We start from the raw sequence: 13166 nt of genomic DNA, 5'->3' as shown, positions 1-13166 counted from the left end.
CGCCCGCAGCAGCCCCGCGAGGCAAAGGATCTGAGCCGCCGGACGCCCCGCCTCAGCCCATCAAGACCGCCGCGTCCCACCCGCTCACCTCATCGACGGCGGCTCCCCGGCGGGCATCGGCGTAGTCAGCCAGTACGAGTGCGATCCCGGCGGCGCCGTCCAGGAGGCCGGGGTTGTGCACCCGGTGAGGTGCGGGTCCCGACAGCGGTGAGGGTGGCACAACTTGCCGGTAGCCAAAGGGAGTTCCGGCGTCGTACTCCGCCACCAGTTCCCGGGCGAGAGCGTCCGCCGCCGTCCACCAATCGGTGCGCCCCGTGGCGGCGGCCATGCGGTTGATGGTGTGCAGGATGCCCGCACGGCCATGGCAGAAGCCCGGGTCGGTGGATACGGCGGCATCGAGTGGGCGGCGCAGCAGGCCGCCGATCGCGTCCTCGGCCAGGGACGTCAGCCGGTGGTCACCGAGCGCCCGCCCGGCCAGATACAGGGCCCAGGCGATCCCGGACGTCCCGTAACACCATCCCGGCCGGGACCTCGCCCCCGCTCCCCGGGCGGACGGCCGGGACGGCGCCCCGGCCGCCTCCGACGCGGCGACCCGGCCGGGCCACCGCATCCCCGTGCCGTCGGAGTACCCCACGCTCACCACCCAGTCGGCCATGCGGCGGAGGGCATCCGTCATCCCCGGCACCCGGTGTCCGGAGCGGTGCGCCAGCGACAGCAGGGCGAGGGGGCCGCAAATCCCGTGGGCGGCACCGACGTTGAGGTCGCCGTTCGGGTACGTATCGCGGTCGCGGGGGACGAGGTACCGGTCGGGGGCGCACCACCACCCCGGCACCTGGACTCCTTCTGCCGTGGGGGACCGGACGGGGTGTGCCATGCCGACCAGGAAGTCCAGGACCTCGCGGAGCGCCTCTGCGCACCGCTCGTCGCCCCGGTCGGCCGCCTGCAGGAGGCCGCGGCCTTCACCCGCCAGGCCGGAGGTCACGTCGTAGTCGTCGGCCGCCAGCCCCGGGCCATGGTCCTGCCGCCGTGCCACCAGCCGGGCGACATGGGCCCGGACGTATCCGGCGTGCACCTCGGCGCTGCGTGCCAGCAGCCGGGTATAGCCGCCGTGCGCGTCGGCGTGCAGTTGGGCGGGCAGGAGTAGATCGCCGACCATGGACGGGCCGGCGGCGGCGGTTGCCGCGACGGCCGCGGTGAGATGGGCGTGCCCGACCGCCGCATAGCGGGCGTCGTTCCGGGCGCACCGGATGTGCAGCAGCGCGATGCCGGGGTGCCCCATCAGCAGCGATGCGGGCTGCCAGGCGGGTTGCAGCAGTTCCGGCGGCAGTGCGGCCAACGCCTGCCGGGCGGTGGCGGCCACCCGCTCCGGTGAGCTGAGCAGATCGGCGACGCGGTAGGCGAGGTCCGACGCCGCGTCGCACAGTGCGAGCGGTGCGGTCATTGGTTGTTCCGCCTCCGGCCGAGCCATAGCGCCAGCGCCTCACGGGCCGTCACCCGCGCCGCCCGTTCCTGTTCGGGCCGCGGGCCGAGCAGCCGGTTGCAGTGCATATGGGCCAGGCTCAGGGCGATCCGGCCCGTCCGGTCACGGTCCGCGCCACCGGCGGACAGCACCTCGTGCAGTCCGGCCAGCGCCGGGCCACGGGTGCTCCACCCCACGCCCCAGCCGTCCGCGGCGGCCGGCGGCCGGGGCCGGGCGTGCGCGTCGAGCAGCGCGGCGACCTCCTGCTTCCGGGCCCGTGGGACCTCTCCCCGGTGCTCCAGTACCGACGGGCTGCTGAGCCAGCCGAGTGCCTCGTCCGGGGTGCCGAGGCGGGTGAGGATGTCGAGGATGCCCAGGGCGGCGGGCAGTGACGGATCGCCGAGCTGGTCGGGGGCCATGGCCAGCAGCGTGACCACGGATTCGCTGTCGGCGTGGAAGACGCGTTCGGCGTGGCCGAGGGCGGCCGGTCCGCCGTATCGCTCGATCTCGGGCTCGTAGCTGTCCAGGACCAGCTGCCCGAGGAGCCCGGCCGCCGACCGTGCCCGCGCCCAGGAGTGGAGCTCGGGAAGCAGCACCGGCCACAGGGAGTCCGGCTTGCCGTGGAAGCGCAACCGGATGTGCGGTGCCGGGTCCTCGTAACGGAGGAAGAACCAGAGGTCGGCGCCCGCTCGACGGAGCAGCTCGGGATCGGTCAGGGCGCCCAGGTGACGGGCCAGTACCTCCGGCTGGCGTGCCGGGGGCACATAGAGCTTGGCGTAGAGCCAATCGCCGCCGGGCAGGTGCGTGCGCGCGTCGCGGCCGCTGTCCGGGCCGTCCGTCAGGAGCGGGACCGGCGCCGCCGCCACCGGGCGGGCCCGCCCGGTGGCGTGGGCGGTGCTCCGGCCGGGGGGCCGGGCGAAGACGGGAAAGACGAACTCGGCGGCATGGGGACCCTCGGGGCCCCGGAACCACTGCCGCTCCGCCCGGCCCCCGAACCGCTCCATCAGCGTCAAGTCGCCCGCCCGCCGCACCTCGTCGCGGAGCACCAGCAGATCCAGCGGATCGTCGAGGTCGACCGCGACGCGGTGATCGGCCTTGGTGAGCAGCACCCGCCGGGGGACGTCCCAGCGCCGCCGCCACTGCCCGACCCGCTCGCCCCACTCCGCGTCCCCTTGAACGGCCGCGGCGCGCAGGGCCCGGTCCGGCAGCCAGCGCGCCGGGGAGAGCACGGTCCGGCCGTGGCGCACCCGTGGCAGCGCGGGAGCCGACGCCCAGCGTCCCCAGCTCCACCCCGCGCAGAAGGACCGCCCCTCCTGCCCGAGTTCCAGCAGGAACCGTGCCACGTACGGAAGATGGCCGTTGCCCGGGTTGAGCATCGAGTACGACAGCGGGCGCACTCTGCGGCCGGTCGGTCCGTCGATGAGCCGGAGGCCGTCCGGATCCGCGTGGACCGCGAGGGTCTCCAGGCGCAGATCGTGCGCCGTCTCCGTCGTGGCAGGGCCGACGCCCAGGGGGAGGCGATGGGAGAGCCACTGCGGGACGGCGGAGACATTGGCGGAACGCGCCACCCTGGGCCGGTAGGCGACACAGGCAGGGATCTCGCCGTCCGGTGCGCTCCGCTCCGCATGCCGCGCAAGCTCCTGAATCCGCGCGCCCGCCCCGCCGAGCACCGGCGCGAACCGGCTGAACATCGCCCCGGCCAGCGGCGACACCGCCTGCGGCGCGAGCACCAGATCGAAGTCCCCCGTACACAGGGCGTCCCAGCCGGGCGCCACCAGCTCGGCCACCACCTCCATGCTCAGGGGAGCCGGCCCGCGCCCCTCCGGTTCCAGGGCGCGTACGGTCTCCTCGTCGAGCACCACTTCCCGCGCGCCACGACGGGCCGCGTCCAGCAGCAGCTCACCGAGGACCCGGTCGCGCGCCGCCCCGGCCTCGGGGGAGGGCATGGCTCCGGGCTGCCGGTAGGCGCGGGGCAGCCCCAGCCCACGGGCGTCGTCGAGCAGTTCCAGGACCGGCACCGCCCGCTCGGTGCCATACCGTTCGAGGAACGCCAGGTGGTAGTCGCGCAGCTGCGGATTGCCGCGGTGGACGGGGGAGGTCCGCCACAGCACCGTCGCGGCACGCGCCGCCTCGCGGGCCACCTCATGCGGCAGGGTCAGCCGTACGTCCAGGGACAGGTCGGTCTGGAGGACATCGGCGGCCGGTCGCAGCGCCCGCATCCGCGCGGAGACCGCGGTCAGCCGGGCCCGCCGGTCGCCGGGCGGCGTGGCGTCCAGTGACCCCAACTCCCCGTGTATTGCGCGCAGTTCATGAGCGGTGGGGTGGTCGACCCCGTGCACCCGGTCGCGTAAGTGATCGAGGGGAGTGGTGCAGTCGGGTGGCGGCGTCAGGTCGGTCAGCAGGAAGTGGCCGCGGACGAGCTGCGCGATGCTGCCTTCGACCGCCCCGCCGGGCGCCTGCGGGAACTGTCGCTTCGCCTCCTCCACCAGCCGGGGAAAGGGCGTGGGGCGCGCCGCGGCCGCCAGGAGGTGCCGGACCACCCGGGTGTGGCGCACGGATCCCGCCAACTGCCGCTCCCCGGTGGGGTCATGGTGATCGACGAGCACCAGCCGGCCGTCCCGCACGGTGTGCAGGTTGTTGGCCGTGAGCCGTGAACGCTCCAGTACGGCGGGGACGGTGCGCAGCGTCTCCAGTACGCCGTCCAGCCAGGCCGCGTCCGGCCGGGTCACACCGCGCCTGCCGCCGATGGGCTCCCGTACGGGCGCCGTCCCGAATCCGGCGAGCCCGACTCCGGCGAACAGGCCGAACGGGGTGGGGCGGTGGGACATCCGTGAGCGGTATTTCGCCAGCGCCATGGCGATACGGCGAAGCGACTTGAGCCGGAGCCGTTCCCCGGCGAGGACCCGGTCGACCTCCGCCGCCAGGCTCGCGCTGGCCAGGCTCACCGCCTCCATGAACCGTGGCTCGGCGGCGAGTTCCGTAATCTGCCGACGCAGTCGGCTCTCCTCGGGTTCGTGCGGGGCCTCGCCAGACGGCCGGGACTGCCGGGCTGCCGTGGGCGCATCCGAGGGCAGCGGGAGAGCCGCGGCCCGTACCAGCGCCACCTCCCCGCACTCGAAGGCCACCTCACCCGTACCGCGCACGCTCATCCCCGCCTCGTCGCTCTCCTGACTCCGCACTCCGCTTCACCCGACGACGGTGCGGGGTGCCGCGGACGACGTCCTGCAGCACCCCGCACCCGTGTCTCAGCAGTGCCAGGAGGTGGGCGGGCAGACCTGCGTCATGAGCTTCGAGTCCTGCGCCTTCACGGCGGTCGTGGCCGACTCCAGGATTTCCATGTCCAGGTCGAGGTCGAATTCGTCCACGTTGATGGTGACGTTCTCCATGGTGCCCCTCCAAAGAAAGTTAATTCAATTCCGGAGTATTTCCGTCGTTGCGGCGCAATGCCGCAACGACCGAGATAGTCCATCCGAGGTCAAGATCCGCGTCAAGCGCTTTCAAGACGTATCCCGGGCTCAACTCCCCGTCTCCGGGGCCCTGTTCAGCCACACCGCGCACCGCTTGAACGCCTCTATAGGGCCGTCGGAGCCCCACTCAGAGAAAGTCGAGTTCGGAGGTGAGCCGAACCCCGGTGCGGCGCAAAACCTCCTGTTGAACGAGCTCGATCGCCCGGGTGAATCCGGCTGCCGTCGCCCCCTCGTCGGCGACCAGTGTGTAGTGCAGTGACGACATGCGAACGCCCTCGACAATCGGGGTACTCAGCGCGAAACCGGCCTGCCGGATGAGCCAGCTCGCACTGACCCGCGTCGAGCCGTCGGGGAAGCGGTTCACCGGTGCGTTGCGCGCCCGCAGACCGTCGGCCTGTACGGGCGTGATCTCGGGGCTGAGAAACACACTGCCGACCGATCTGTCATCGGTGCCGCTGCATCCCAGCACCATGCCCTTGCTCCGCCGTACCGCCAGCACCGCCTGGGTCACCTCGTCCAGGGGCACCCGGCTCCCGACCGGGACGTCCAGCGCGGCGGCGACCGTCCGATAGGTCACCGGCGCGCTCAGCTCGGACCGGCGCAGTGCGAAGACCAGGGTCAGCAGGGTCCACCGGCGGGAGTGCTTGAAGACGCTGGTGCGGTGCCCCAGCCCGCAGGCCGCCGCGTCCAGGGTGACCACACGGCCCAACTCCCAGTCCCAGGCCGTCACCTCCAGCAGACAGTCGGCGGTCTCCTGACCGTAGGCACCGACATTCTGGACCGGTGTGGCGCCGGTGGTCCCCGGGATGCCCACCAGCATCTCCATACCCGTGAGGCCCTCGGCGACGGTGATGCCCACCAGGTCGCCGAGCAGGTGACCGGCCTGCACCTCGACCAGCACCCGTTCCTCGTCGGCGCGGCCGGTCATCCGGACGCCCTTGGTGCTCATCCGCAGCACGGCGCCCTCGCATCCGGCATCGCTGACCACCACATTGCTGCCCTCGCCGAGACAGACCGGCGGGGCGGGGAAGGCGTCGGCCAGCGCGACGAACTCGGGGAAGTCCGCGGGGTCGAACAGCTCGAAGAGGACCGCGGCCGGCCCTCCGAGGCCGAGCGTCGTCATCGGGGCAAGCAGTACCTCGTGCGTGACTCGCATATGTTCCTGTTCTCCTGGATGCCGTTCCCATGTCGAGGGGCGGTGCTATGGCCGAGCGGACTTCGTGGCCACGCCTCAGCACGCCGCCCGCGTCTGGCCCGCGGCCAGCAGATCGTCGGACCGTTGCACGATGTCGCGCGCCACTGCGCTGTCGTACCGCACGAATCGCCGCCGCAGCGCCATCAGCCGCGCGTGGGCGCGCTGTGAGCTGACATTCTCGGCCAGGGCCAGCGCGTCCGTGGCGGCCGCCGCCGCGCCGTCGAGCTCGCGGCGCGACAGTCGCGCCTCGGCCAGCGAGGCGCTGTGCAGCAGCAGATTGCGCGGCTGACTGCCCCGGAGCATGTCGATCCCGAGGGTGAGATGCCGCTCCGCCCGCTCGGGGCGCCCCAACTCCAGCCAGGCCCGGCCGGCGTCGGCCACCATGACCGCGGGGGTGAGCCAGTATGCCCAGGGCGGCCCGGCCGACGGCTTGCCCTCCCGGCTGAGCTCGGCCGCCTCGTCCAGGGCCCGCTGACAGGCCGCCTCATCGCCGAGGCCGGCATGGGCGCGGGCCTCGCGGGTGGCCAGCAGCGCCTGGCCGATGCCCATGTCCTCCTGCGCGGACCCCTTACGGGCGATCCGGATCAGCCGCAGCGCCTCCTCCGCCCGCCCGGCCCAGCCGGCCCGGTAGCTCATACAGGAGATGATGTACGCGGCGAGCGGCCGGTCGCCGGCCGCCCGTGCGGCATCCAGGGCCGCCAGAAAACGCGAGTTGCTCAGCTCATCCATCCCCTGATCGGCCGTCAACCAGGCGGTGAGCTGGCCGAGTTCGGCGAGAATCCGATGCAGCTGCCGTCCGGTCGACGCGTCGTAGGCGTACTTGGCGGCCAGCCGTTCCGCCCACTGCAGATCCTGTAGCGCCCAGTCCAGTACGAGCCCGCTGCTGCCGCTGTCGTCCAGCTGCCGCAGCTGCTGGATCCGGGCGGTCAGCATCTCGATCGCGACCCCGGGAATCTCCTCGCCGCGCGCCCGCGAGGGCGGCGGCAGCGCTTCGTCGGCCACCAGCCAGTCCACCGACGCGGTGAGCGGATCGAGCGCGGACGACTGCCGTACGGGCGCCGCGAGGTGCGGCCGAGCGGTGACCTGCCGCCGCGGCGGGGCCGTGGACGGGAAGTGCGCGGGCCACAACGCCCCGACCACGATCGGCTCGCCGAGGTGATCGGACAGGATCTTCGCGACGATGTACGGCAGCCGACGCCGGGGGCAGGCGCCCTTCAGCCAGTTGTACGGCGCCTTGCTGCTGATGGTCCCGCTGCCGCACCGCTTGTTGATCTCACGGGCCAACCGCTCCGGTGGCCAGGCTAATCGCGCCAGACAGCTCGCTAACACAGACGTCTCATTCATCGCCGGAGAACCTCACCCGCGCGAGCGCTCAACTCTGAGGGCGCGACGCCCGGGGCAGGACCGTCCGCCTCCGAGGACGAACGCAGGCCCGCCGTCATCCCGGACCGCAGCGACATCGGGCCGACGGTGTGCATAGCCGCTTCCCACGCCCCCCTGCCGACAACTGCCCAGCCATAGTAGGGATGCCCTGGAGCGTGACACCAAACCTGTGAGGACGGACACAGCCGCTGCACATGGTGTGCAGGAGCGTCTCGCGGGGCTGGCGCCAGGCACGACCATGGAGGTGGCCTATGCACTACCGCGAACCCGCCGACCTCCACGAGCCGCTGGGCTTCGGACGCAAGGCCACCCCGAGCCCTCAGACCCTGTCCAGCTCCCGGACCGGCCCGGCCCCCGAGTCCCGCACCGTTCCCGGCCGGAGTGCGCCCCAGTAGAGCGCGACCCCGACCGCCAGCACGCCGACCGCGAACAGGAAGGGGGTGTTGAAGGAGCCGCTCACCTGGGCGAGCCAGCCGGTGAGGAGTACGCCGCCCGCGGTGGCCGCCGTGTTGAGGAAGTTCATCAGTCCGCTCACCGCCCCCACCGCGCCGGGCGGTGCGAGCAGTCCGGGCAGTCCCCATGCGACCGGGGCGGCGATGGCCAGGCCGGCCAGGGAGACGGACATCCAGCAGACCGCGATGGCGGGTGATCCGGCGCTGCCCGCGGCGCCGATCGTGCCGCCGAGCGCCAGACCACCGGTCAGTACGGTCCTGCGGACGGCCCACGGGTTGCGGCCCCGGCGGATCAGGCGGTCCACCAGCCAGCCGCCCACAGCGAGTTCGGCGACCGTCGCCACCGCCCACGGGACCATCGAGTAGAAGCCGGACTGCAACAGCCGTACATGGAACTCCCGTTGAAGGAACTCGGGCATCCAGGTCAGCACGATATTGATTGTGTAGCCGTAGCAGGCGAAGCCGCAGGCCACGACCCAGACCCGGCCGGAGCGCAGGGCCGCGCGGAACTGCCGCAGTCCTCCCCGGTCGGTGTCCCGTGCCCCGCCCCGGAGGATGAACTCCCGCTCCGCGGGCCGTAGCGAGCGGTAGTCGGACGGCTCCCGGTAGCCCCACCACCACACCACGGTGAACAGCACACTGACCGCGGCGCAGAACAGGAACCCGGCCCGCCAGCCCCACTCGCTCATCACGAACGCCAGCACCGGGAACGCCACCATGTTGGCGAGCTTGGTGGCACCGTCGAACAGGGCCGTCGCCATCCCGCGCTCACTGACCGGGAACCACGATGCGGTCGCCTTGGAGGCGCCGACCATCGACGGCCCTTCGGCCACCCCGAGCAGCAGCCGCGCCAGGATGATGGGCCCGACCCCGCCGGCCACCGCGGTCAGCAGGCCCGCGACGGCCCACAGCGCGGAGGCGATCCGGGTCAGCCGCGAAACGCCCAGGACGTCCACGAGCATCCCGGCGGGTAACTGCACCAGGCAGTACGACCAGGTGAAGGCCGAGAGCACCACACCGAGTTGCTGAAGGTCCAGCCCGAACTCGTCGGCGATCGAGGAGCTCGCCACCGATATCGCCGTACGGTCAAGGAAGTTGACGACGATACCGCCGGCGAGCAGTCCGCCAATCGCCCAACGGGTGCGTCCACGGGGTGCCACGAGGTGCGCCAGCCTTTCCTGGTGGAGCGTCGGAGCCAATGCCGCGCGGACGCTACTCCAGTTGCCGAGGGGGCAGCCGTCGGGCGTGTCGTGAAATGGCGGTGGCGCGCCGGGGACACGCCACCGCGGTGCCTCGCCGCTGTGTTCGGGCCCGCTGACCGACGCGCCGAACAATGGCTGAAATTGCGAAAGGAGCGCGCACCCCGGGGCCACCTGCCGCGGCACGTGCCGCCGTGGCGCGTGCCGCCGTTACGACACGATGTCCCGCAGCGGCTTGCCCTCCAGATGGCCGATGACGTTCTGCACCGCTGCCAGAGCGATACGGACCAGGGTCTCGCGGGTGACGCCCGCGACATGCGGCGAGAGCACCACATTCGGGGCCTTGAGCAGGCGCAGCGCCGGCGTGGGCGGTTCGGGGTCGAAGACGTCCAGGCCGGCCCCGGCGAGGGTGCCCGCCTCCAGTGCGTCCGCGAGGGCGTCCTGGTCGATGAGGGCGCCGCGTGCGGTGTTGATGACGAAGGCGGTGGGCTTGAGGAGGGCGAGGCGCTCGGCGTCGAGCAGGTTGCGGGTCCGGTCGGTGAGCGGGGCGTGCAGGGTGAGGTAGTCGGAGGTGCGGAGCAGGTCGTTGAGGCTCAGATAGCGGGCGCCGCCCAGTCGCGCCTCGGTCTCGGGTCCGGCGGGCCTCGGTCCCGTATAGACGACGGTCATGTCGAACGCGACGGCGCGGCGGGCCACTTCCTTGCCGATATGGCCGAGGCCGATGATGCCAAGGGTCTTGCCGGACAGTTCGGTCAGCGACTGCTGGAGGCGCGGTAGCGCCCAGTCGGCCTCGACCAGGGCCGTGTGGGCCGGGACCAGCTGCTTGGCGAGGGCGAGCATGAGGGCGAAGGTCTGCTCCGCCACATTCTGCTTCTCCGCCCCGCTGGAGCCGATGTTGCAGACCGGGATGCCCCGCTCGCGGGCCGCGTCCAGGTCGACGTAGTCGAAGCCGTGGCTGGCGCACTGGACGAGTTCCAGATGTGGTGCGGCGGCGAGATGGGCGGCGGTGACCGGACTCAGCCCGGTGATCAGGAGGTGTGCTTCGCGCAGCGCCGCCGGGTCCTCGTCGGCCGATTCGACGACGGTGACCCGGGCCTGGGCGGGGAAGAGGCCGGCCAGCGCGGCTCCGGCGGAACGGCCGCCGACGTGCGGTGAGACGACGGCGAGCACGTTCTTCACGGGGTGCCGCTCAGGGGTGGGGGCGGAGTGCGGCGCGGTGGTCATACGGACTCCTCGATCAGGTCGTCGGCGGTCAGGCCGGCGGGGCGGGAGTGCCCGGACAGCGCGAGGGTGAGATCGAACTCGGCGAGCAGACAGCGCAGCACATGCTCCACGCCCGCCTGGCCGTCGAGGCCGAGACCGTACGCGTAAGGCCGCCCCACCAGCACCGACTCCGCGCCCAGGGCGAGCGCCTTGACGATGTCGTCGCCGGTGCGGATACCGCTGTCGAAGAGCACGGTGAGCCGGCCGGCGGCCGCCTCGGCGACCCGGGGCAGCGCATCGGCCGCGGCGACGGAGCCCGCCACCTGGCGTCCGCCGTGGTTGGAGACGACCACACCGTCCACGCCGGCCTCGGCGGCCCGCAGCGCGTCATCCGGGTGCAGCACGCCCTTGAGGACGATCGGCCCGTCCCAGTTCTCCCGCAGGAAGGCCAGGTCCGGCCAGGTCTTGGCGGGGTCGGCGAACATCCCCACGAAGTGCCTGACCGCCGCGTTCGGATCCTCGTGAACCGGCTTGGCGAGCCCCGCCCGGAACGCGGGATCGCTGAAGTAGTTGGCGGTGCCCACACCGTGCAGGAACGGCAGATACGCCTGGTCGAGATCGCGCGGCCGCCAGGCGAGGAGCGGGGTGTCGAGCGTGACGAACAGCGCGGTGTAGCCGGCCGCCTTGGCCCGGTTCAGAAAGCTCCTGGTGACCTCGCGGTCCTTCGCCCAGTACAGCTGGAACCACCGCTCCCCGTCGCCCATCGTCTCGGCGACCTGCTCCATGGGGGTGCTGGAGGCGGAGGACAGGATGTACGGCACGCCGTGCGCCGCGGCGGCCCGCGCGGCGGCCGACTCGGCGTCCGGGTGCATGATCGACAGCACGCCGACCGGCGCGAGCGCGAGCGGTGCGGGCAGCGCGCGGCCCCACAACTCCACGGACAGGTCGCGTTCGTGCACATCGCGGAGCATCCGCGGGACGATCCGCCGGCGGTCCAGTGCGGCCCGGTTGGCGGCGGCGGTGCTGCCGGTGCCCGCGCTGCCCGCCACATAGCCGACCGGGCCGGGGCCCAGCCGCTGCTCGGCGAGCTGTTCCAGCCGGGTCAGATCGGTCGGCAGCCGCGGCACGGTACCGGTCATGCCGTGGAGATAGATCTCGTACTGGAAGTCCGCCCAGTGCTTCGCCATCCGTACGTCCGCCTCTCGTCGCTGAGACTGCGTGTCCCCGCAGATCCTGGCGATCGTGACCGGTCCCGTCCACCGCGCTGCGCAGTACAGGCGCTGCGCTCGCGGTCGCCCGCCGTGCCGGGGCCGCCGTATCAGCCCTCCTTGTTGGCCTTGAGCTTCCGCCACACGGTGCTGAGCGCTTCCAGGTCCTCCTGGTCGAGGAGGTCGGTGAAGACCGGGGCCAGACAGGCGCGCCGGGTGGCATCGGCCTCGTCGAAGAGCCGGTGGCCGTCGGGGGTGAGCGACACCTCGACGGAGCGGGCGTCGCGGGCCGACGGGGTGCGGGTGGCCAGCCCGCGGCTCTGGAGGGCGTCCACGACGCGGGAGACCTGGCTGCGGCTGAGCATGGTGCTGTTGCCGAGCACCGAGGCCGGGACCGGATCCGGGCTGGAGGCGAGCCAGAGCATCACCTCGAACCAGGAGACCGGCAGGTCGTGCGCCTTGCTCAGGGCGCGGTCCACGCGTTCGGTGAGGACGGTTCCGGCCCAGACCAGCCCGTAGAAGGCGTGATCGGCCACGGGCATCTCGGCCTGGGTGAGCTTCCTTTTCGCCATGCGGCAAGGCTACCGGTTGCGTGTGCGCACACGTAATGCCTATGGTGTGTGTACACGCACTTAATTGCGCGGCGCTTCATCAGGTGCTTCAGCACGCACGTCATCAGCTCGGTACGGCCGAAAGGTTCGCCATGTCCTCCCACCCGACTCACTCGTCTCAGGCGTCTCACACGTCTCACCCGTCCAAGGTCGTTCTGATCACCGGTACGTCCTCCGGTATCGGCCTGGCCGCCGCGGTCGCCGCGGCGCGGGCCGGCTGGCAGGTGGTCGCGACGCTGCGGGACACCGGCCGCGCCGGTGCACTGCGCAAGGCGGCCGAGGAGGCGGGAGTGGAGCTCGACGTCCGGCAGCTGGACGTCACCGACGAGCGCTCCGTCGCCACCGCGGTCGACGGTGTGATCGCCGATTACGGCCGTCTCGACGCCGTGATCAACAACGCCGGTGCCGGACACCTCGGCACCCTGGAGAACGAGAGCGTCGCCGGGGTGCGCACGGTGATGGAGGTGAACTTCTTCGGAGTGCTCCATGTCTCGAAGGCCGCACTGCCGCATCTGCGCGCGACCGGCGGCCGTCTGATCACCGTCACCAGCGTCGGCGGGGTCATCGGGCAGCCCTTCAACGAGGCGTACTGCGCCGCCAAGTTCGCCGTCGAGGGCTATATGGAGAGCCTGGCGCCGGTGGCGGCCCGGCTCGGTGTGACCGTGTCCGTGGTCGAGCCCGGGGCGGTGGCGACCGAGTTCGTGAACAACATCGGGGTCGATCTGGCGGACGAGGTGGCCGCGGCCGGCCCGTACGCGGACGCGCTGCAGGCGTACCTGGACCGCACCGTCGCGCAGTTCCACGGCAGCGCGCAGACCCCCGACGAGGCCGCCGTCGCCGTACTGGAGGCGCTCACCGCGGACCGGCCCGCGTTCCGCCTCCAGACCTCGGACTGGGCACGGCAGTTCACCGGCACCAAGCTCACCGACCTGGACGGCTCGGCGGTGCTGGGCCTCACGAGCGGCTGGATCGGCTGACGGGCGGGCGGG

General features: G+C 72.3%; 10 protein-coding genes. 1 reads left to right on the top strand and 9 read right to left on the bottom strand.

All coding sequences use genetic code 11. The features are described 5' to 3' along the window. Positions 1-52: 52 nt before the first annotated feature. From STRTU_RS03190 to STRTU_RS03150, 9 genes are all read right to left on the bottom strand, one after another. Positions 53-1441 (bottom strand): lanthionine synthetase C family protein, encoded by a 1389-nt coding sequence (locus STRTU_RS03190; RefSeq protein ID WP_159742133.1) that lies wholly within the window; start codon positions 1439-1441, stop codon positions 53-55. Next, on the bottom strand, positions 1438-4638 hold the full coding sequence (locus STRTU_RS03185; protein ID WP_159742132.1) for a lantibiotic dehydratase: 3201 nt from the start codon (positions 4636-4638) through the stop codon (positions 1438-1440). Before STRTU_RS03185 ends, STRTU_RS03190 begins: the two co-directional genes overlap by 4 nt. Before the next feature lie 66 nt (positions 4639-4704). Next, positions 4705-4845: a hypothetical protein gene (locus STRTU_RS03180; protein ID WP_159742131.1), complete on the bottom strand. Its 141-nt coding sequence runs from the start codon at positions 4843-4845 to the stop codon at positions 4705-4707. Between the two features lie 208 nt (positions 4846-5053). Next, positions 5054-6082: a UDP-N-acetylmuramate dehydrogenase gene (locus tag STRTU_RS03175; RefSeq protein WP_159742130.1), complete on the bottom strand. Its 1029-nt coding sequence runs from the start codon at positions 6080-6082 to the stop codon at positions 5054-5056. A gap of 75 nt (positions 6083-6157) precedes the next feature. After that, on the bottom strand, positions 6158-7465 hold the full coding sequence (locus STRTU_RS03170; protein ID WP_159742129.1) for an NsdA family TPR-like regulatory protein: 1308 nt from the start codon (positions 7463-7465) through the stop codon (positions 6158-6160). A gap of 358 nt (positions 7466-7823) precedes the next feature. Further along, a complete protein-coding gene (locus STRTU_RS03165) occupies positions 7824-9116 on the bottom strand; it encodes an MFS transporter (RefSeq protein WP_159742128.1) in 1293 nt (430 codons plus the stop codon). 249 nt (positions 9117-9365) lie between these two features. Then, positions 9366-10379 (bottom strand): 2-hydroxyacid dehydrogenase, encoded by a 1014-nt coding sequence (locus STRTU_RS03160; protein WP_159742127.1) that lies wholly within the window; start codon positions 10377-10379, stop codon positions 9366-9368. Then, positions 10376-11545 (bottom strand): lactate 2-monooxygenase, encoded by a 1170-nt coding sequence (locus tag STRTU_RS03155; RefSeq protein ID WP_159742126.1) that lies wholly within the window; start codon positions 11543-11545, stop codon positions 10376-10378. The genes STRTU_RS03160 and STRTU_RS03155 overlap by 4 nt, the downstream gene beginning before the upstream one ends. Positions 11546-11676: 131 nt before the next feature. Further along, positions 11677-12138: a MarR family winged helix-turn-helix transcriptional regulator gene (locus tag STRTU_RS03150; protein ID WP_159742125.1), complete on the bottom strand. Its 462-nt coding sequence runs from the start codon at positions 12136-12138 to the stop codon at positions 11677-11679. A gap of 131 nt (positions 12139-12269) precedes the next feature. On the opposite strand from STRTU_RS03150, the gene STRTU_RS03145 reads away from it, so the two are divergent. Next, the gene (locus STRTU_RS03145; RefSeq protein ID WP_246240085.1) at positions 12270-13154 is read left to right on the top strand and encodes an SDR family oxidoreductase; all 885 of its coding nucleotides are present in this window, start codon (positions 12270-12272) and stop codon (positions 13152-13154) included. Positions 13155-13166: the final 12 nt, after the last annotated feature.

Source organism: Streptomyces tubercidicus, assembly GCF_027497495.1.
In the GTDB taxonomy this organism is placed as follows: Bacteria; Actinomycetota; Actinomycetes; order Streptomycetales; family Streptomycetaceae; genus Streptomyces; species Streptomyces tubercidicus.
Note: the sequence above shows the minus strand (reverse complement) of the source record. Positions and strands in the feature narration are given on the sequence as shown.